Annotated in this window: 19 protein-coding genes and 1 tRNA gene; 7 read left to right on the plus strand and 13 right to left on the minus strand. The window is 42.8% G+C overall.

Translation table 11 applies throughout. From position 1 onward, the window contains the following. Positions 1-143: 143 nt before the first annotated feature. Together H6G83_RS16420 and H6G83_RS16425 are read right to left on the minus strand one after the other, a co-directional pair. On the minus strand, positions 144-941 hold the full coding sequence (locus tag H6G83_RS16420) for a TIGR00297 family protein (protein WP_190474177.1): 798 nt from the start codon (positions 939-941) through the stop codon (positions 144-146). A 365-nt stretch (positions 942-1,306) separates the two neighbouring features. After that, positions 1,307-1,972 carry an esterase/lipase family protein gene (locus H6G83_RS16425; protein WP_190474281.1) on the minus strand — a complete coding sequence of 222 codons (666 nt, stop codon included), beginning with the start codon at positions 1,970-1,972 and terminating at the stop codon, positions 1,307-1,309. 529 nt (positions 1,973-2,501) lie between these two features. On the opposite strand from H6G83_RS16425, the gene H6G83_RS16430 reads away from it, so the two are divergent. Continuing rightward, a complete protein-coding gene (locus tag H6G83_RS16430) occupies positions 2,502-2,951 on the plus strand; it encodes a hypothetical protein (protein WP_190474179.1) in 450 nt (149 codons plus the stop codon). Positions 2,952-3,183: 232 nt separating this feature from the next. Here the strand turns inward: H6G83_RS16430 and H6G83_RS16435 are convergent, their stop codons facing one another. From H6G83_RS16435 to H6G83_RS16450, 5 genes are all read right to left on the minus strand, one after another. Further along, positions 3,184-4,269: a tetratricopeptide repeat protein gene (locus H6G83_RS16435; RefSeq protein WP_190474182.1), complete on the minus strand. Its 1,086-nt coding sequence runs from the start codon at positions 4,267-4,269 to the stop codon at positions 3,184-3,186. A gap of 102 nt (positions 4,270-4,371) precedes the next feature. After that, positions 4,372-5,079 (minus strand): 16S rRNA (uracil(1498)-N(3))-methyltransferase, encoded by a 708-nt coding sequence (locus tag H6G83_RS16440; protein ID WP_190474183.1) that lies wholly within the window; start codon positions 5,077-5,079, stop codon positions 4,372-4,374. 63 nt (positions 5,080-5,142) lie between these two features. Next, entirely contained in the window at positions 5,143-5,343 is a 201-nt protein-coding gene (locus H6G83_RS16445; protein WP_190474186.1) for a DUF6887 family protein, read from the minus strand. Next, positions 5,340-5,579, minus strand: coding sequence for a DUF6888 family protein (locus H6G83_RS36415; protein ID WP_390822127.1), 240 nt, complete (start codon positions 5,577-5,579; stop codon positions 5,340-5,342). The genes H6G83_RS16445 and H6G83_RS36415 overlap by 4 nt, the downstream gene beginning before the upstream one ends. Then, the gene (locus tag H6G83_RS16450) at positions 5,536-6,747 is read right to left on the minus strand and encodes an RNA-guided endonuclease InsQ/TnpB family protein (RefSeq protein WP_190474189.1); all 1,212 of its coding nucleotides are present in this window, start codon (positions 6,745-6,747) and stop codon (positions 5,536-5,538) included. The genes H6G83_RS36415 and H6G83_RS16450 overlap by 44 nt, the downstream gene beginning before the upstream one ends. 59 nt (positions 6,748-6,806) lie before the next feature. On the opposite strand from H6G83_RS16450, the gene tnpA reads away from it, so the two are divergent. Beyond that, complete coding sequence (tnpA, locus tag H6G83_RS16455; protein WP_199328467.1) at positions 6,807-7,199, plus strand: IS200/IS605 family transposase; 393 nt, start codon at positions 6,807-6,809, stop codon at positions 7,197-7,199. A gap of 148 nt (positions 7,200-7,347) precedes the next feature. Here the strand turns inward: tnpA and sir are convergent, their stop codons facing one another. After that, positions 7,348-9,300 (minus strand): sulfite reductase, ferredoxin dependent, encoded by a 1,953-nt coding sequence (gene sir, locus H6G83_RS16460; RefSeq protein WP_190474191.1) that lies wholly within the window; start codon positions 9,298-9,300, stop codon positions 7,348-7,350. A gap of 451 nt (positions 9,301-9,751) precedes the next feature. On the opposite strand from sir, the gene H6G83_RS16465 reads away from it, so the two are divergent. Continuing rightward, the gene (locus tag H6G83_RS16465) at positions 9,752-10,693 is read left to right on the plus strand and encodes an ADP-ribosylglycohydrolase family protein (protein ID WP_190474193.1); all 942 of its coding nucleotides are present in this window, start codon (positions 9,752-9,754) and stop codon (positions 10,691-10,693) included. 107 nt (positions 10,694-10,800) lie between these two features. Here the strand turns inward: H6G83_RS16465 and H6G83_RS16470 are convergent, their stop codons facing one another. The 3 genes from H6G83_RS16470 to H6G83_RS16480 all read right to left on the minus strand — a co-directional run bounded on the left by H6G83_RS16470 (position 10,801) and on the right by H6G83_RS16480 (position 13,748). Next, the gene (locus tag H6G83_RS16470) at positions 10,801-12,030 is read right to left on the minus strand and encodes a hypothetical protein (RefSeq protein WP_190474194.1); all 1,230 of its coding nucleotides are present in this window, start codon (positions 12,028-12,030) and stop codon (positions 10,801-10,803) included. Positions 12,031-12,048: 18 nt separating this feature from the next. Further along, complete coding sequence (locus H6G83_RS16475; RefSeq protein WP_190474196.1) at positions 12,049-12,906, minus strand: hypothetical protein; 858 nt, start codon at positions 12,904-12,906, stop codon at positions 12,049-12,051. 167 nt (positions 12,907-13,073) lie between these two features. Next, positions 13,074-13,748, minus strand: coding sequence for an Npun_F0813 family protein (locus H6G83_RS16480; protein ID WP_190474199.1), 675 nt, complete (start codon positions 13,746-13,748; stop codon positions 13,074-13,076). Between the two features lie 362 nt (positions 13,749-14,110). On the opposite strand from H6G83_RS16480, the gene H6G83_RS16485 reads away from it, so the two are divergent. Both H6G83_RS16485 and H6G83_RS16490 read left to right on the plus strand, forming a co-directional pair. After that, positions 14,111-14,184, plus strand: a tRNA-Arg gene (locus H6G83_RS16485). 71 nt (positions 14,185-14,255) lie between these two features. Further along, positions 14,256-14,894 carry a group I intron-associated PD-(D/E)XK endonuclease gene (locus H6G83_RS16490; RefSeq protein ID WP_190474201.1) on the plus strand — a complete coding sequence of 213 codons (639 nt, stop codon included), beginning with the start codon at positions 14,256-14,258 and terminating at the stop codon, positions 14,892-14,894. 30 nt (positions 14,895-14,924) lie between these two features. Here the strand turns inward: H6G83_RS16490 and H6G83_RS16495 are convergent, their stop codons facing one another. After that, positions 14,925-16,613, minus strand: coding sequence for a DUF1565 domain-containing protein (locus tag H6G83_RS16495; RefSeq protein ID WP_242044637.1), 1,689 nt, complete (start codon positions 16,611-16,613; stop codon positions 14,925-14,927). A gap of 471 nt (positions 16,614-17,084) precedes the next feature. On the opposite strand from H6G83_RS16495, the gene H6G83_RS16500 reads away from it, so the two are divergent. Further along, positions 17,085-18,191: a thiamine phosphate synthase gene (locus H6G83_RS16500; RefSeq protein ID WP_190474287.1), complete on the plus strand. Its 1,107-nt coding sequence runs from the start codon at positions 17,085-17,087 to the stop codon at positions 18,189-18,191. A 285-nt stretch (positions 18,192-18,476) separates the two neighbouring features. Beyond that, the gene (gene thiS / locus H6G83_RS16505) at positions 18,477-18,689 is read left to right on the plus strand and encodes a sulfur carrier protein ThiS (protein WP_190474203.1); all 213 of its coding nucleotides are present in this window, start codon (positions 18,477-18,479) and stop codon (positions 18,687-18,689) included. A 9-nt stretch (positions 18,690-18,698) separates the two neighbouring features. On the opposite strand, the gene H6G83_RS16510 is transcribed toward thiS, so the two are convergent. Then, positions 18,699-19,958, minus strand: coding sequence for a glycosyltransferase family 4 protein (locus H6G83_RS16510; protein ID WP_190474205.1), 1,260 nt, complete (start codon positions 19,956-19,958; stop codon positions 18,699-18,701). Positions 19,959-20,560: the final 602 nt, after the last annotated feature.

Here is a 20,560-nt window from a genome sequence, read left to right on the forward strand (position 1 = left end):
TGGCAAGTTTAAAAATAAAATAGGTTTAGTTCAATTGATTTGCTATTTTGATTAAATTTTATTGCCATAGCTCTATTGTTCTACTCCAGCTATCAAACCAAGAGAGAATTTCGTCAACGCTCAACATTTATCCTCCTTTGCTCCTAACCAAAAGAGTATGCCCAAATAAAAGCCAAAAATATAGCTGCGATCGCACCAATTAAAGTGTTAAGAATGTTAACAATTTCATTAGTTAACCAAGTATACTTGGATTGGAGGGTAGCGCCGATCACACTTTCCAAATTCGTAGCAACCAAAGCAGCCAGCACAGACCAAAGAATACCTAATGGGCTGATTAAATTGACACCCCAACCGATAATAGCGATCGCCACTGAACCCACCACACCAGCAAAAGTCCCTTCTAAACTCACCGCACCCTCCGTACCTTTAGGTACTGGTTGCAAGGTAGTAATCAGGAAAGTGCTTTTACCGTAAGCCTTACCCACTTCACTCGCACAGGTATCAGAAAGTTTAGTACTAAAGCTGGCGACGTAACCTAATAACAGGAGGGACTGGGGATTAGGGACTGGGGACTGGGGACTGGGTGAGAAAAGCCCAGCATTGAGAACGCCGACACCCATAGCACAAAGCGCCGCAGTTAAAGCAGAACCCCAAACATTTTCCGGGCCTCTTGCTCCCGAACGCTTTTCCGCAATACCAAGAGCCTCTTTTTGTGCCATACCGATGCGTGTAACACCGGAACCCACAATAAAATAGAACATAACTACTACATATCCCTGCCAGCCTAAAGTTCCCCAAATCAGTATGCCCAATAACCAGGCATGAAACACACCGGCTGGAGTCAGCAGTTTTTTAGGAGCGAACCAGACTAGACTCAATAGAACAGTATTTAGTCCAACTCCCACCAACCAAGGATTCGCAGAGCCAAGAAATGACAGCATCAGCCAACAACCACAAGTAGTTTTGTCAAGATATCAAAAGAATAACTAATTTTAGACTTTTGTGGTTACTTTCCTTCATCCCCATTGAGAAACTGCATATTTCATATTCCCTCTACGGGTAAAGCTAACAGTCAACAGGCAAAACAGCAAACTAATTTTTAATTACAAGAGGGGAAGGGGAAGGGGAAGGGGGAAAGGGGAAAGGGGAAAGGGTAAAGCCTTCACCTTTTACCTTTCTCTGGACTATGGACTATGGACTATGGATTATGGACTAATGACTAATGACTAATGACCAAATTAGGATATAAGCTAAACTCTGGAAAAACTGTATTTCAACTAACTACTATCAAAATTTAAAATGTAACTTAACTAACAAAATCCTCCATCCCCAGTCCCCAGTCCCTAGTCCCCAGTCCCCAATCCCCGCCATTAATCGGTTCTGCTAAAGCTGCGGCGACGGCTGTTAAACTCCTATAATCTGACAGCATCCAAGAATGCAGCGCTACGGGAATAATTAGTTCTTTGCCTATAGGCAATTTTGAACTGTGATTGGGGATAATCATCAAATCGTAAGGTGTCCAAATAGAAGTAAAACTTAACTGCTCCAACATTTGTACATCACGATTCAAATCTTGCAGAAATAGGCTGTTGGGACGCATCTGCACGCACCCTGGAAGCCTAGAAGCATAAGCTAATACCGTGCCATGATGAGGTGAGGAAATCGTCACAAAGCGCTGTACACGCTCAATACCTCCCAATCTCTGCACGTAGTAACGGCTGACAATTCCCCCCATGCTGAAACCCACTAAATCAAAGGGTTGTCCAGGCTCAATGGTTGCAGCTACATAATCAACTACCTGCTGCGCCAATACATTAAGCGGGGCTTCACCGTTGTTAGGTACTAAATTTATTGTGTATACAGTCCAACCTAATTGTCTTAAGTAAACTGCCATCGAATTAAAGACAACTTCCGTATCAGTAATGCCATGCACTAATACCACGGGATTACGTGGCTGATTTTGAGTTTTCATTGACAAATTTGCTTGTGTTTGCCTCTGTTGAAAATTTAACTGAGTCTGATTACCGTCAGCAAAAAGATTATGACACTCTTCCCACTGGTTCATGGTTATACATTAGTTGTATTAATGTATACCCATAAATAAAATTATATTAATTTTTATTAAGCAACCTTTCAGAATCTTGCTCTGTGTAGCGGTAAAATTGAATAATTAATTCTCGATATCTACAGCTTGTAAGTATTTGCCAACAAAGGCTGAAAACCTCAGCTTATATTCTTAAGCTTGATAAAGCACAAACCTCCAAGGTTTGTTACTCAATAGCTGATAGTCAAAAAACGTAGTATTACGACGTAATTTTTAACAGTGAACAGTCAACAGTTATCAGTTAAATCCTTGGGTCTAAGTCCCTCATAAATTGGTGAAAGCGTATTTTGCCGCTTCTTTGTCCCCCACTATAAGCCTGATAACTGATAACTGATAACTGATAACTGTTTTAACATTACGGTCTACTTACAGATATAAAATTTCGGGAGCCATTCTCATGTTCGGTTTTATCAAAAAATTAATCGCTGGGATTCTCAGTTTCCTTACCGGATTAATCGGTGGTAAGAAAAGCAGTGGCTACTACTTAGAGCTGAAAGAAGATAGCACTGAACAAACAGCACCAGCACCAGCCCCACAAGCTGCACCAGTAGCATCCAACGGTACAAAAGCAGCAGCCAAAGCAGAAGCGCCACCAGCCACAGAGAAAAAGCCTGCGCCGGCGATCGCCAAAGTAGAAGCATCTAAAAATGGTAAAAATGGCAAAGCTGCACCTAAGCAAGCTGAACCAGAAAAAGCGCCAGTGGCTAATACAACACCACCAGGTGAAACTACATTCGCACCTAAATATTTAGCGCCTTCAGCCTCTAGTTCTAATGGTCGTCGTCGTCCAGGTGCGAATATGAGTTCTTACTTAGACATGGCTAGCCAAGTCAAAACTCCTGGCTAAACAGTAAGGAGAAACCCACCCCTAACCCCTCCCTGGAGGGGAACCTTTCAAGGGCAGGTTTTTTACACTTCGACCCAAAAACACTGATTTTAGGGTGTAGGGGTGTAGGGGTAGATGAAAGTCTGATAATGAGCGTGAATCTTATAGTCCTCACTTATTACTTTATGAAAAACCTGCCCTTAAGAGGGAGGGGAACAGGGAACAGGGGAGAACAACTGTCAACTGTCAACTGTTAACTGATACACCCAGTCCCTAGCCTCATAAATATCAATCCACTATACAAATGAAATGCTGAGTCCCAGTTACTCTTTTCCCTACGATACAGGTGAATGTGTGACTGAATGTTTCTCAGCATTTCTGTTTGTTCTAATACCGAATCGGCAAAATGTGTAAAGTCTGACCAAACTTTTACTTGAGCTAAGTGTGAGTTGATCCAGTCTGTTAAATTATTCCAATTGATTCTGGTGGTATTTTGGCTAGATACAGGGGTGACTTCTACACCTTGCTGAAATTCATAGCCTTGATCATAGAGTCTTAGAATACAACGTCTGCCGGGTAGATGTAAATCACAGAAATGGATGTAGTCTTGGGTTTGGGTTTTACGTTCGAGTTTACGCCAAGCGCCAACGTCTACAACGTCCTCAAAAATAGGCAAAAGTCCCACCACTCGCGCGGAAACTTCTGACCAATCAAATGTCAGGGAACCGAGTTGATTTGCATGATTAGAGCAAATAACAGTAGCTTTTGGTTGAGACTCTAAAAAATATTTGACTTGAAAAACTTGTATTTGTTCAATGGTGCTGATGGCTGTCCAAAAGCATGGAATACCTGCTTGTTGTAGTTGTGTGCCGTAAAATTTGAGTTCACCGACGCGCCCGGTGCGGTAAAATTTCCAACTACGGCTAGGAAGCACTAACCTAGCATTGTAGAGGTCTAGCTGCATGATTTGAGCAAATTTGGCGGCGGCTGTGGCTCTGAGTTCACTGCTGAAAGGTTCTAGGATGAGTACCCCTTGTTCAGTATTGCAGGGTTCGGCTGTTGCTTGAGCGATCGCTCTTTGTTTTTCTTCTTGCTCAATTTCGCGTAGGCGCTGCAAACCTTGACGTGCCATTAACACAATTTTGTTATTTTGTGTACTCTTTAATAATCGTCGATAAATTTTTTCCGCATCTCGACGCTTATTTGCTACTTCATACAGTCTCCCTTGATAAAATTGCACCCAGGGATTTTCCGGCGACTCTTTTAGCAGCTGTTTGAGTAGTTTAGCGGCTGTGGGATAGTCTTTACGCTCAAAGGCGATCGCAACTTGTTCAATCATAGAGCCATTCAATGCAAGCTAATGATATGGTTCCCAAAAAAGCGAGTGGGGGAAGCAGGGGATGGGGGAGATGGGGGAGATAATTTACTCAGTACTCCCCACCTATAATTCACAAGCTGCACTAATTAATGATAGTGCTACTAGTGGGGCTGTGACTGCGCGGAGGATTCGCTTTCCTAAAGATACTGGTTGAAAGCTATGGGCTAGTGCTTGTTCTAATTCTCTGTCTGTCCATCCTCCCTCCGGGCCGATCGCAATTACAATCTCCCCAGAAATTTGTGTCAGTACGTTTTTTAGATGGGGATACTCACCACGCGCTTCACAAATATAACGATGAGTTGCTGTCGCATTAGCTACAGCATCATTAAATCCTACAGGCTCTAAAATTGTCGGGACAAAAGCACGTTCTGATTGTTCGGCGGCTTCTGCGGCAATGCGTCGCCAACGTTCCAGCTTTTGGGGGCTAGGATTTAGTAAAGTGCGATCGCTCAACACAGGAGCAATACAAGCTACTCCTAATTCCGTACAACTGCGGACAACTTCATCAAATCCACTGCCTTTAGGTAAAGCAACTAGCAGTGTGGTTGATACAGATAATTCTGTTTTGACAGTTAATTCTTCTAAAACCTGGGCTTGTTCGCCTGTGATATGGGCTAACCACCATTTACCCAGTCCATCCATCACGATAAAGCGATCGCGATCGCGCAAGCGTAACACTCTTTTTAAGTAATGTTGTTGTTGGGGTGTGAGTAAAATTTGCTCTTGCTGGAGTTGGGAGGGTGCGATCGTCATTCGTTGCAGTTGAGACATCAATTTTTCTCTGCTATGGAAACCTTCTATAAGAGGTTATTTATAGCTTAAATCAGACAAAGCTCAGGCATTTCCTTGTAAGCGTCGCCTATCTTCAATTATTTCCTGTAGCTTTCCAACTTCCTCAACTGTATAAAACGTCTGATTAGGTTCAGATGTAATTTTATCCATCAAAGCGTGAAATGCTTCGGTATCATTGCGATATTTTAAAAGATAAGCTTTCAACTCGGACTTACTCATGGCTGCAAAATCGGGTTTTGTCATTCTTCGTATCTCCATTTGCCATCACGTGTAATCAAAATACCAGTTTCCTCTCCTGCCAGAATGTAAATATTTCCACTGCGTTCATCAATTCGGACTATGAAAATTGGCAAAAATAAACTTGTAACACTTTGACAAAGAATAAAACACGTAATTGTCTGCTCTGGAGTGGGATAAACTCGGCTTTTGACATACTCACCTGCCTGAAGGCGAGGTGATTCTTGACGCTTCGCTGACAGATGCTACCGAAGTAGTCTTACCCCGTCTCTGCGTCCATTTAGAGTCGTGGCAATGCCCTATCCCGACTTTGTTTATATTCTTAGCTGCATTCTCATCACGGTCGTGTTCAGTTCCACAATTTAAGCACTGAAGCAACCGAATTTTTAAATCAAGCTTGCCCCATTTGTAGCCACATTCAGAACAAATCTGACTTGTTGGTTCCCATCGACTTATGACGTGAAAATCTCGATTAAGTTTTTCAGACTTACCTTCGCACAAAGCCCTAAACTCTCTCCACCCTTGTAAACTAATTGCTCTAGAAAGTTTGCGGTTTTTAACCATCCCAGATACGTTTAAATCTTCCAAAACAATAGCTTGATTTTCACTCACTATTTTGGTAGATAGCTTATGCAAAAAGTCTTTACGGGTATCAGCAATTTGGTTATGTAGTTTAGCAATTTTAACGCGAGTATTGTTTCTCCTTTTTGAGTCTTTTTGTTGTCGTGCTAATTTCTTTTGTAGTTTACGAATTTTTCGGTCAGTTTTTGAGTAGTTTGGACTTACAGCTTTTTCTCCATTACTCATGACAGCAAAAGTTTTTAAACCCAAATCAATACCAATGCTTTGTTTTTTAGCATCAATATCAACAGGTTCTGACCCCGCCCTTAAGGGCGGGGAATCCTCTACTACAAAACTGAGAAAATAGCGATTAGCACAATCCTTGATGACTGTGACGGATGTAGGCGATGACGGTAAATCCCTAGACCAAATTGGTTTAACATTACCAATTTTAGTTAGATATACCTCATGACCCTTGATTGAAAATCCACCAATTCTAAAACGCGCTGATTGCTGATTGGTTTTCTTCTTGAACTTTGGTTTCCCAACCTTTTTACCTTTACGCTTGCCCTTCAAGCAATCAAAATAGTTTTTATAAGCAACTCCCAAATCAGCAACAGACTGTTGCAACGGGATGTTAGAAACTTTAGACAACCATTCACGCTCTACAGTTTTCTTTGCTTGAGTAATTACCAACTTTTGCAAGTCGTTGTTACTTGGTAGCAATTCTTCCTGTTTGCACATAGCCAGGGCATCATTCCAAACCACACGGACGCAACCAAACAACTGAGCTAAACTCTGTTGCTGTTGGTCTGTAGGGTAGAAACGATATTGATACCTAGCTTTCATGATTAATGTTATAATTGGTCTGTTGCATATTATATATTGGTCTGCGTAAAATAACAACTATGTTTAGAAGGGAAAGACATAGCGTTACAGATTTAAAAATACATTTGGTCTGCGTGACAAAGTATCGACGCGCTGTGTTCACATCAGCAAGTCTTGATCTGATTGAAAAATCGTTCAAAGAAGTCGCTGAAAAAATGGACTTTCAAGTAATCGAGTTCAATGGAGAAGGAAATCATGTCCACGCGCTGATTGAGTACCCGCCAAAATTGTCTATATCTCAAATAGTAAATGCGTTAAAAGGTGTTTCTAGCCGTCGTTATGGGCAAGCAGGATATAGAAAACCACACAAAGAATCTTTGTGGAGTCCTAGTTATTTTGCCATTTCTGTAGGAGGTGCGCCTTTAGAAGTTTTGAAAGAATATATCAAAAATCAGGAAAAGCCGTCCTTCTAGGACGGGGCTTGAATCCCATTTTTTCGGTCATTATAATATTGAACTGCAATACCTATCTGCAAAAAAGCAGAAGGTGAGGAATTTAGATGACATTGATGGAAATCTCCTGGTATAGTCTCTAGAGCATACCAGGAGGGAATTTCACGAGTTACGGCTGGTTTTGGAAGTAAGCCTCTAACGCATCCCTGACCAAATCAGTCATTGACCTGCCTTGAGTTGTAGCTGTGGACTTGAGCTTGGCGTACAAATCATCATGTAGGCTGACCCGATACCGGGCTTTACGGGGCTTAGATGCAGCCTGGGGCGCTTCTGGTTCGATAGTAACTGGTGTTGTTTCTGGCTCATACTGGGCGGCAAATTCGCGAATGGCATCAAAACTGACGCGATCGCAAAAATCACCAAAGCTTTCCCCTGGTTGGCGCGATTTCTTAAAATAGACCAAAATCGGCTCTAACAAGCTTTCTATATCGTTGTGGTGCAACTTCTCTACATAAGGTTGTGCCAAGCGTGTCTGATTAGGTGAACCACCCAGCCATACTTGGTAACTTTCAGGGGCGCTACCCACAAAACCTAATTCTGCCATGTAAGGACGAGCGCAACCATTGGGGCAGCCTGTCATCCTTACCACAAATTGTTCATCTTGTAAACCAAATTTATCTAAAAGGGCGCGGATTCTTGCTAAAATACCGGGGATGGCTCTTTCTGATTCGGTAATAGCTAGACCACAGGTAGGTAAAGCGGGACAAGCCATTGCATAGCGCACTAGCGGGTCGATAGTGGTAGGGTCAGAGACGACACCACGACGGTTGAGAATGTCTTGAATGGCTTGTTTGTTCTCTGGGTCAATTTCGTAAATAATCAGGTTTTGATGGGGTGTGAGGCGGATGGGTAAGTTAAATTGCTCGACAATTTCCCGTAAGGCGGTTCTCAGTTGGAATGAGCCTTCGTCTTTTACCCGACCGTTTTCGATGGAAATGCCCAAGAACAACTTACCATCACCTTGTTCGTGCCACCCCTGGAAATCCTCATATTTAAACTCTGGTAATGGTCTGAATGGTTCCAGGGGTTTGCCAAAATATTCTTCCACCTTGGCGCGGAACTTATCCACACCCCAATCATTGATTAAGTATTTTAAACGAGCGTGACGGCGGTCAGTGCGATCGCCATAATCTCGTTGAGTGGCGACAATGGCTTTCACCGCATCGTACACATCTTCCTTAGCTACATAGCCAATGGGATCAGCCAGTCGCGCGAAGGTTTCCTCTTTGTTGTGTGTCCGTCCTAAACCACCACCCGCAAAGATATTAAATCCTTCCAGGTTGTCTTGAGCATCGGTAATGACGACTAAAGTTAAGTCTTGGGAATATAAATCAATCGAATTATCCCCTGGTACAGTCACACTTACCTTAAACTTACGCGGCATATAGTAAGTGCCGTAGAGGGGTTCTTCTGTATCATGGAAGATTGTCCCATTACCATTACGTTCCCTGGCGGCTTTTACCTCTGGACTTTCTTCGGCGCTGATGGCTTTTTCGCCATCAAGCCAGATTTCGTAGTAAGCACCAGTTAGGGGTGAGAGCAAGTCCGCGATATTTTGGGCATATTCCCAAGCGTACTGGTATTCAGCCCGATTTTTGAAAGGAACAGGGGGAGCCATGACGTTGCGGTTAATATCGCCGCAAGCGCCCAAAGTTGAACCTAAGTTTTTGATAATTGTAGCGATCGCTGCTTTCAGATTTTTCTTTAAAATCCCGTGCAGTTGGAACCCTTGACGAGTTGTCACTCGTAGGGTACTGTTACCGTATTCATCAGCTAGCTTGTCTAAAGCCAGGTAAAGCTGCGGCGGGACAAGTCCACCTGGATTTTTTGTCCGCAGCATAAACTGGTAATCTTTCTCCTGACCTTTGACACGATTATCGCGGTTATCCTGTTGATAAGAACCGTGAAACTTGAGGATTTGTACCGCCTCTTCTGTAAAATGAGTGGTATCCTCAAGGATTTGCGTTGCTACAGGTTCACGTAAAAAATTACTGTTTTCTTTAATTCCTTCGACTTTAGAAGGCTTACGGCTAGTGGTAGGAGGAGGAGCAGATTTGACCATCAGAGTTGTATATGATTCTCAATAAGGCTTCGGCGATCGCCGAACTAGCAAGTCAGCAGCATTTTCTCGGCTGATATTTTCCCGATAATCCGGTCGGAATTATGAAGAATACCTCAATCTTAACACGGCAAAAAGCCGGCTTATTCAGTGATTCTACACTTAATTAAACCAGCTTTTTGTATTTGTGAGTAGGGAAAGGGGAAAGGGGAAGGGGGAAGGGGGAAAGGGAAAAGGGAAAAGGGGAAGGGGGAAGGGGGAAAGGGGAAGGGGGAAAGGGAAGAAGAGAAAATAACAACTGATAACTGATAACTGATAACTGATAACTGTCAACTGACAACTGATAACTGATAACTGATAACTGATAACTGACTTCAGATGTAACAACTATGGCAACAAGCTTTTAAGAAAATATATAAAGTGAATTTTTGATAGTCTACATGGAGATTGGATAATGCTAACCGCTCCAAAAACTTTATCTGGATTGATGGGTTTATGTGTCGGTGATGCGTTGGGTGTGCCGGTGGAGTTTACTAGCCGCGCCGAACTAGCTAAATCTCCAGTAACAAAGATGTTAGGTTACGGCACATGGAATCAACCCCCCGGAACTTGGTCTGATGACAGTTCCTTGACGTTTTGCCTAGCAGAGAGTTTATGTAGAGGCTATTCATTAGATGCGATCGCAAATTCTTTTTGGCGCTGGTACAAGCAAGCTTACTGGACACCCCGTGGAGAAATATTCGGTATTGGTGAAAGCACTCATGCCGTAATTATGCGTCTCAAACAAGGAATTTCCCCGTTACACGTAGGGGGAATTAGTGAAATGAGCAATGGTAACGGTTCTCTCATGAGAATTTTACCAATGGCTTATTGTTATAAAACTTTAACTTTCCCTGAGTTAATTCATCGCGTGCATGAAGTGTCTGCCATTACTCACGCTCATCGTCGCTCACAAATGGCTTGTGGTATCTACACTAGTATTGCAGTTGAGATTCTCAAAGGGGCTGATTTACCCACAGCTTATTTACAAGGGCTAGAAAATATCAAAAAAATTTATTCAGCTGAAGAATATCATCAAGAACAGCCACATTTTCATCGGGTGTTCAGTAGAAAAATTGCCCAGTTACCAGAAGCAGAGATAAATTCTGGCGGTTATGTGATTGACACCCTAGAAGCATCGTTATGGTGCTTATTAAACAGTTCCTCTTACTCTGAGGCTGTGCTGAAAGCGGTCAATTTGGGAGGACATACAGATACAACGGCTGCGGTAACAGGTGGGTTAGCCGGAATTTACTATGGTATAGAATGTATCCCCCAACAGTGGGTAAAGCAAATTGCCCGTAGACAAGACATTATTAACTTAGCTAATCGTTTTGCAGCAGCAGTTGACAGTTGACAGTTATCAGTTATCAGTTATCAGTTATCAGTCATCAGTTGACAGTTGTTATTTTTCCCCTTTCCCCTTTCCCAAACAAAAGACACGGCTAAACCGTGTCTTTTGCGTTACACCAGAGACAAAGAGTAGACCTGACCGTCAATTAACAGGCGGGTGATACCCTTGGCTTGTAGGTGGGTGCGGGCTTTGTGTAGCATTCTGCTGTCGGGGACTTTAATGACGCGATCGCGCTTGGTCGAAAAGCGTTTGGCGACACGGTGATTATCGAATATTGGCAGTGTTCTTTGCTGGGTTTCCAAGCTGGGAATTTGCCCTAAATCACCAAAGTCTTTGAGGGGTCGGGTAATTAATTCCGAGGAGCGGTCAATTACCAGATAGCAAGTCTTGGGTAAAGATGCCACAGATAGGGGTAAAACTTGGACTGGCGCTTCCCCAAATCTCCTTCTGGTGACTAGAGGTCTTGATTCCTCTAAGTCGTCTTCCTCGTCCTCGTAGTCCTCTTCATCTAAATCATCTAAGTCTTCCTCTAAATCATCCAACTCCTCTGATTCGTCTAGTATGTCTTCGCCTAGCATTTCGGCGATCGCGGTGACTTCGGCAGTTTCATCTTCCAGCAAGGGATGGGAAATACTGGCGATTTCCTGGGGTTTGACGACGGGGATTTCCAATTGCCTTGCTACTGGCTCCCTGTCTTCTTCCTCCGATGCAGAGCGCCGCCTGACCCTTCTAATTGTTGGTGTTGGCTTGTCCTCATCCTCACCAAAGAACTCTGGTTGTGCTTGTCGAGTCCTTCTGATGACTGGGCTGGGCTTTTCCTCAATTTCCGCAAAAGGTTCCGCTTTGGCTTGCCGCACCCTTCTAATGACTGGAGTTGGCTTCTCCTCTTCCGGCAAAGGTTCCGGTTTAGCGGTTTGCCGTGCCTTTCTAATGACTGGGGACGGCTTTTCCTCCTCTTCTGGGAAAGGTTCAGCTTTGGCGGTTTGCCGCGTCCTTCTAATGACTGGGGTTGGCTTCTCCTCTTCCGGTAAAGGTTCCGCTTTGGCTACTGGCTGTTGTGGCTCAACCTGCTGACTGCTGATCACAGGTACTTCTGGTTCTGACGGATTCAAAAAAGGAATCTGATCATAATTTACCTGCGCTCTGCCTTCAGGAGTTCTAGCAGCACGTTTCAAGGAAACCAAGTATTCATACTCATCTTCCGGTAACGTGCTTTTGAGCAGACGGCTAATTGTGGAGTTACTCACGTCATAGCGCTCTGCTAAGGTTGAGGTCGTTTCAGCAGTTTCTCGATATAGCTTGAGAATTTCTTGTTTGTCAGAGTTTGTTAGTTTTCTCACGGTAGATACCAATCTTTTCTATCCTCGTTTTCTTCCGCGCTCCCGCCGAGTCCGGCTTAATGATGCGTCATATTCTAGGGCTGCGCCCATACCAAATAACACTCCACTAAACACCCAAAACACTTCTAATATTTCTCCACTTTGATAGTTAGGACCTTGAGCGTACTTAAACCACATATCTGCAATGTAGAGCGAAAAGGCGGCCGCCGCAATCATTCTCCAAGATTGGGAAACACGTCCGCCCCAAAAAGCTAATAACAGGGTGGTGGCGATGATTAATAACAACACGTCGCTGACTATGTAAAACCAGTTCAAAATCGTGACTATAGTTTCTTGTTCGCCTGTTGCTTGCTGCATAGAAATCCACCATGCCAACAAGCTCCCGAATACTCCAATTGCCCCGACTATGAGCCATTGCCATTTTTCTAGATTAATTCGCCTAGCAGCTACCGCTAAAATCATGCCTACGCCTAGAGATATATAACTTAATACAAAAAACACGTCGCCGATAGACGCATCCGGTTCTTCTTTTAAAACTATTTCTGTATAGCCAAAAAATATCCCCCCCAGGGAATAAGAAATCATACCTATGGCGATCGCCAGCCACACATTACGACTGCTCATAATTTGTGGACTGCGCCAATTCCGTAAGCACAATATCCCGGCGTTGAGGTAGGCTATGGCTTCAAAAATATTTGTTCCCACCAAATACCACTCAGCCCGACTTGCCACACCATCTGCTCCAGGGATTTTGGCACTGAATAACAAAAAGTATAACAGCGCCAGTACACCCCAACCAATGCTAGCTAAAACGATGTTCTGGGTGGTAAAAATTGATTTACTAATTTGAGCCGAATTTTTGTAAGAACTCTTCATAGGGTTTAAGTAGATGCAGTTTGTTGTGTACGATGAGGGGTTAGGGACTAGGAAGAGGGGAAAAGGTGAAAGGTGAAGGTGTAAAGGGAGAAACCTTTTCCTTTTCCCTGCACTCAGCATTGATTTATTACCTACCGAGAGGGACTTTTTTTGCTACAACTTTTATGCTATAGCCACAGTTTACTCAGTGAAGATTGATTTAACCAAGAGATAAAAAGCGATCGCTCACCTTCGGGCATATCTTGTAACTTATCAGCTACTTGTCGAGCGAAGTTGGCGTTACCAAAATAGGTTTTGCCGATTTTATGTAGTTCTTGCAGGAAACTAGAAACGTGGTTTTCTTTCCAGGGGGGAAGTTTAGGGGCTTCTAAGGGGTTAGTCGCTACCCAATACTTCACAGCTTCAATTGAAGCCGTTTCAGGAAACTCCTGCTGTCGCATGGCTTCAGCGATATCTTTTTCAAAGAGTACAGCCTGCTTTGTCCCTAAGAAATCTTCAATATCCATGTGGACGGCTTGCAACAGCAAAATACTGGCTTGGACAAAAACCCCGTTTTTATTGTGATCACCAGTATCATTAGCTGGCTGGTCTATACCTAGCTGGTCTAAGCGTACCTTACCCCAAACGCTAAAGCGCTCCGGTTCTTCCAGCAAGACACAGGCTTTTCCTCGGTTGTCGGTTAACTCTCTCCATAAGGCTCTAGCATCTTCTTCTTGTCCACCTTTAAACACACTAATCAAGCGAAAAGTCTGCCCCTGATAATGGAGGATCGGCACTTGCTGATCCTTTTTTGGGTGCTGAATGCTTGATATTTCAACATCCTGCCGTTTTAAAATAAACATGGCACTAGCAACTAACTCCTCACAGGGGCTTTATAGATAAGCGATTTATAATCTGATTTAGCGGCATCGCCAAGAGTGCGATTACTTACGTACTGTAGGTTAAGTTTAGCTGGTAGTTGTCGCATAATTTACCAAAGATAACTTATCCGCTAAGCTTTCAACTTAAAACGCAAATAACCATCTATTGACCACACAATATAGCTAATTCATAGCCAATACGCTGCATTTTAATTTACGTCAACTAACTGGCGACTAGGATCTTAGCCTTCCTACTAGGAAATATGCAATTTTTTGATTGCATATTATTAAAGAAAACGATATAATTATCTGGATGACTCCTATAGGAGCCTAAGTTTTAACTTGGGCGCGTAACTCAGTTGGATAGAGTATCCGCCTTCTAAGCGGACTGTCGCAGGTTCAAGTCCTGCCGCGCCTGTTTATAAAAATAAAACCTCCTTCATACTTAATTTAAGGTAAATTACCTTAGAGATGTGAGGGTTGGCTTTGATGCACCATACTAAAGACAAGGGTGATCTTGCTGCCGCTAAGGTAATAGCAGATTTAGTCGAGAAAGAATACTCTATTTTTGTACCAGTTGTTACGGAACACGCCCCTTTTGACTTGATTGCGTACAAAGATGGAAAATGCTATCGCATCCAAGCTAAATATTCGGCTAATAACTTTGTCAGCAATAAAAGCACTTGGGCGGACAAAAACGGAAACCATCAAAAAAAGTACAAACCCGATGATTTTGACTTCTACGGCATATATTTACCAAGTATAGGTAAGGTAGTCTACCCATCAATCAAGTTTGGCGGTTGTTGTATTAGAACTACACCCCCTAAATCAGCCAGTCCTTTCTACTGGTGGGAAGATTTCATCGAGTTTACGGAAGAAGCGCCTAAGCGAACATATAAGGAGTTTGGAGTTGATTTAACAACTAGGAAAGTGAATCTGGAAGCCAGGGTTCTGACGAGAAAAGTAGTCAGACCGTCTAAGGAAGAATTAGAAAAGCTGGTGTGGGAGAAACCGACAGCGCAAATTGGCAAAGATTTTGGTGTGTCTGATAAGGCTGTGGAGAAATGGTGTAGGGCTTATGGGATAGACAAGCCGCCTAGAGGGTATTGGGCGAAAACTAGTTCGTAGTCAGGACTTTAGTCCTGACTACGAACTAAATTAATTCAAAGGCTCAACAATGGTTCTTAAGCCACTGCTGTTGAGGATTCTCAGCATTTCTTCAGCGTTGTTGCGATCGCTAAACACTCCCACTTGCATAACTCTACGACCTTGCCTGACTGTAGAAAATGCCCCTGGAGCCAGAGTTTTGACTAATTCTTGCTCTCTGTCATTTGTGGCTTCTACAACCACCCGATAGCGTACAGATGCGCCTGTGTTGGCTGATAAGTAATTATTCTCATAACCTGTTGTATTAGTTGGCGGCGCTGATACCCTCCGCATATTTCGGGTATTACCCAAAGGAACATTACCTGTGGGAACAGGCAAAATACTCGTATCACCAACTGTTGACGGTTCTTGAGTATTGACAATTTGCGCTGATTGTGTATTTTGAGGTGCGACAAACTCGACAGTGTGGGGGTCAATCTGCACATAGTTTAACTGTGCTGTCTCTGTTTTGACGGTTGGCACTGGAGTTAGCTTGCTTCTGGAGGTGGCTGTAGGAATATTCGCGGGTATGTTTGGGTTTGTTCTTTGATTGGGAATGGGTGCTGGTGGTTGTCGATTGTACCTTGGTACAGTTAAGGGGGAATCGGCTGATACTAGTGCAGGTAACTGACTGTTACCTTGGTGACGCAATACGCCCTGGCTAGGTCGATTGGTATTAGATACAGTTGGGGCGGTAAATGTAATTTCTCCGTTACTAGGTATATTGGATAGCACAGTGTTAGATGTGGCTGTGGGTTGGGCATTAGCTACAGGTGCATCTTGGGTGTTGAATGATACTTTACCTGCCACTCGTTTGCTATTGATAGTATTACCAACAGCAATAATTACTTGTTTAGCGGCATTAGCATTGATGTCATATCGGGCATTGTTGCGAAATTCGTTACTGCCAGATTCAGTATTGTTACCTAAATTTGGCATTGCTTGAGCGATCGCCACTAAGCCATCTTCTTTACTACCCTGAATTAAATTATTCCGCAAAATCGGACGAGCATTAGCTTGAACGATGATCCCAGAGCGATTATTTTGAATTTGATTGCTAATTAAGCTTGGCGCGGCATTTTGGGCTACATTGATGCCAAAACCTGTTTCCTCAAATACATTTTCTCGCACCTGTGCAGAAGAATTACCGCCGATGGTGATACCATTAGCTCCGTTGCGATAAAAATAGTTTTTGGTGATTGTGGCAGCACTGTTACCAAGCACAGAAATACCGTCTTGGGTACTGCCTGTAAAGGTATTTTCGCTAATAATTGGATTACTCGATTCAATCCACAAACCATAACCACGGGGGTTAGGATTCGTTACCGTCACTCCTGTTAAGCTTGCTTGGTTAGCACCGACGATGGTGACATTCTGTCCCCCAAAGCTGCGGCTGAGAAACTGTCCTCCACCCTGAATTGTAATTCCTTGCCCTTTGTTACTGGTGTCTCCCTGAATTGCCACACCTGGTTTGAGCATTAAAGGAAACATTTCACCTGTTTGTTCACTGTAATTACCCGGTGTCAGCTTAATTATTGTGCCGGGGTTAGCAATCTTTAAAGCTTGGGTAATCGTTTTGAAAGGTGTGCTTTCGCTACCATTACCTGCTGTGTCATCTCCGGCACTTGGGTTGACAAAGAGTACATTAACCTGAGACATTGTTTTTTCACTCACAGGCATCTGTTCTGCTACAGAAGGCATCTGAGCCAGAACAGTGCCAGACAGACTAGTCAGCACCGTTATGCTGCATAGTCCCAAAGTAGATAGTATGGACAGACTATAAACTGTATACCTTGCTAATTCCAGGGAAGTTTGCTTAATTTGCAAGGTGTCTAAGCGATGATATCTAAACAAAATGGGGGAAACCAATTCACACCACTCCTGAGAAGTAATATTAAAGTTTCATTCTCACAAAATTCAGTATGTCGATTATGTTATCCGCTATATTGACCTATTGACTATTTTGAATACAAAGTAATTAAAGGGACTGGGGACTGGGGACTGGGGACTGGGGACTGTGGACTGGGATGAGGGGGATGAAAGAGATGAGGGGGATGAGGGAGAACTGTTGACTGTTGACTATGGACTTTGGACTGTTGACTAATGACTATTGACTATTGACTATTGACTGTTGACTATTGACTAATGACTAATGCGAAAAACGTTGCAAATATGAATGAGGCTGGCTATTACGATGGAAGCATTACTAATGGGGTAGTTGTAATGGTGGAGCCATACAGCCAACACAAGCAAATCCAGCAGGTTGTTTACCGTATATTAGATGCTAATTTAGACCGCGCTCGTGAAGGGTTGCGTATTATTGAAGAATGGTGTCGCTTTGGCTTGAATAGCGCCCAATTGGCGCTTGAATGTAAGTATTTACGCCAAGAGGTGGCTAGTTGGCATACTGAAGAATTACGAGCAGCACGAGATACAGCAGGTGATCCTGGCACTGATTTGAGCCATCCGCAGGAGGAACAACGTTCTAGTATTAAGGCGTTGTTACAAGCTAATTTCTGTCGTGTGGAGGAAGCTTTGCGGGTGTTGGAGGAATACGGTAAGTTATATCATCCGAAGATGGGACTGGCTTGTAAGCAGTTGCGGTATCGGGTTTACACTCTGGAAACTAATTTAATGGGGTATCAACGCCATCAACTGCTGTGGCGATCGCGTTTATATCTTGTTACTTCCCCATCGGATAGTTTGTTACCAACTGTGGAAGCTGCTCTTAAAGGTGGCTTGACGTTGGTACAATATCGTGATAAACAAGCAGATGATACTGTGCGGCTGGAACTGGCAACAAAACTCCGCCAACTCTGTCATACCTACGGTGCTTTATTTATTATCAATGACCGGGTGGATTTGGCTTTGGCTGTGGATGCTGATGGGGTACATCTGGGACAGCAAGATATGCCGATCGCCATTGCGAGACAATTATTAGGGCCTCAGCGTTTAATTGGTCGTTCTACGACTAACGCCGCAGAAATGCAAAAAGCAGTAGCCGAAGGTGCAGATTATATAGGTGTGGGGCCTGTTTATGAAACTCCGACAAAAGCAGGCAAGGCAGCAGTTGGCTTAGAATATGTTAAGTATGCTGCTCAAAATAGTTCAGTACCCTGGTTTGCTATTGGGGGCATAGATGCCAATAATATCAATGATTTAATTGATGCTGGAGCAGAAAGAGTGGCGGTAGTGCGATCGCTCATGCAGGCTGAACAACCTACTCTAGTTACACAATACTTGCTTTCACAACTCAATCGGATTAAGCCAGAGGGTTAGGGAAAGGGGAAGGGGGAAGGGGGAAGGGGGAAAGGGGAAAGGGGAAGGGGGAAAGGGGAAAGAAAGTAATGATAACTGACAACTGACAACTGATAACTGATAACTGACAACTGATAACTGACAACTGATAACTGACAACTGATAACTGACAACTGATAACTGACAACTGATAACTGATAACTGATAACTGACAACTGATAACTGACAACTGATAACTGACAACTGACAACTGATAACTGATAACTGATAACTGACAACTGATAACTGATAACTGATAACTGACCAATGACTAATTCAATTTCCTTACAAGTAAATGGGGAAACACAAAATTGTTTATCCCAAACTCCTTTACCCTTGCTACTTCAGCAGTTGGGGTTTAATCCTCGATTAGTGGCGGTAGAGTATAACGGGGAGATTTTACACCGCCAATTTTGGGAACAAACTCAGGTAAAATCAGGCGATCGCTTGGAAGTAGTGACAATTGTTGGTGGTGGTTAATTTTGATGATCAACTTCTAACTTCTAACCCCTGCCCCATGTATAATGAACGGTGCATGGTTTTGCGTTTGGCTAGTTCTTTACCCTGGCTACCAAGTTGTTCGCGCAATTGCTGATTTTGGCACAGTTGTTTGAAGGCTTGAAACACTTCGTAACCAGACTTGGGATTTACTAGTAAGCCGTTTTCTTCGTGACGTACCACGTCAATTAAGGAAGGGTGGCGCGAAGCTATGACGGGTTTACCAAAGTAGCTGGCTTCTAAGTAGACAATTCCCAACCCTTCTAAGCTGCTGGCTTTAGTATTGGTTGAGGTCAGCATGGCGAATACATCGCAAGCTGCGTAATAACTGGCTAATTCTTGATTGTTGACATATCCGGCAAAATGGACGCGCTTATCTACACGCAAGCGCTCTGCTAAGGATTTTAGTTCAGATTCGCAAGGCCCTTGTCCGCAGATGATATAATGCACATCTACGCCAATAGTTAAGAGTAGGGGTAGGTTTTCAATGACGAGATCAAAGCTTTTCTGTTTGATTAAACGTCCTACAGAAAGAATGACTATGGCGGTTTTAGGGATATTATAGGCTTGACGCAGGCGATCGCCGATGCTGATCTGAACGCCATCGTCATCGGTTAGTTCATCTAAACTCTTACCGTTGCTGGCTAAACCAAATTTTTCTGGTCTGACTACGGGATGGATGACGTGGGTGGGAGTTTGTAAGCGGAATGTGTTTCTGAGATAATCTTGTGTTGCACAACTGTTACAGACAATTCCTTCGGCGCGTTTGAGTGTTAATTTAAAAAGCGATCGCCATACAGGATTGGATAAAATACCAGCAATATCATTACCGTGTAAGTAAATAAAGAAACGTATAGGTAAGATATAGCTCAATAATAAGAGTGAGGGAAACTCGTAGCCATGTCCCCATTCAATATAACGGTAGTGATAACGAAAATACAGTTTGATGGCGAGAACAAATGATGCAGCCAAATTAAACAGAGGTTGTAAACAACTTCCTAAAAAACCACCCAGCCAACATTTAGCATCTGGCCAGCGATATACAGGAAACTGTTGTGCTTGATCAAATACTTTATCCCCTCTACAACTAGCCGCCAAAACAACTACCTGTTCTGGATCTTGAAGACAGCGATTATAAAGATATTCCCCGATCACAGCTTCTTTAGGCAAGAAAAGACGAGATATTACTAAAATATCTGGGGAAGCAGTCGTGTCTTGGATTTTTGTTGCCAGTTGCGAGATATGTTCCATGTTAAGTTGAATACAGTTAGTCAATAAGTTCTAATAATTCAAACTGCAACTAAAGCGAAGTAAATAGTTTGAGCCTGCTAGTCTCATCAAAGCTAAAATTTAATGACTTTGTATACTACTTACTTGTAAGCGTAAGTTGATTGTGATTGTTGATACCCCTCCTGACGAAAGGAAAAACTTGACTAGTAATTTTACTGAAAAAAATACTGGTCTTGTATCTAAATTTTCTCCTTTTTTTGATTTTTAGCCAATATTTCAACTAAAAAATCTCAGTATTTACTACTTTTCTTTATAAAAATTTACAAGTTGCCATCAAATCAGGTCTACAGCAGCAAGAGGCTAGAATAAAGTGCCTCATCCATAATTAAAATTGCTGTAGTTCCTATGATTAATGAACGGAAGATAGAAGTAAGCGATAACTCTATTTTAAGATAGGAAATATAGGAATTAATTTATTGATTCTATGAAGTATTTGTTAATTAAATATTTCGTTGTAAGTTAGTTATTTAATAAGGAAGGTAGCGATAAATATCTTTAAATAAAAGGTAAATCAATAATTATATTGATGTTTTTGTATAGAAAACTGAAGCAATAAATACTAA

It is taken from the genome of Anabaena azotica FACHB-119 (genome assembly GCF_014697625.1).
Lineage (GTDB): Bacteria > Cyanobacteriota > Cyanobacteriia > Cyanobacteriales > Nostocaceae > Trichormus > Trichormus azoticus_A.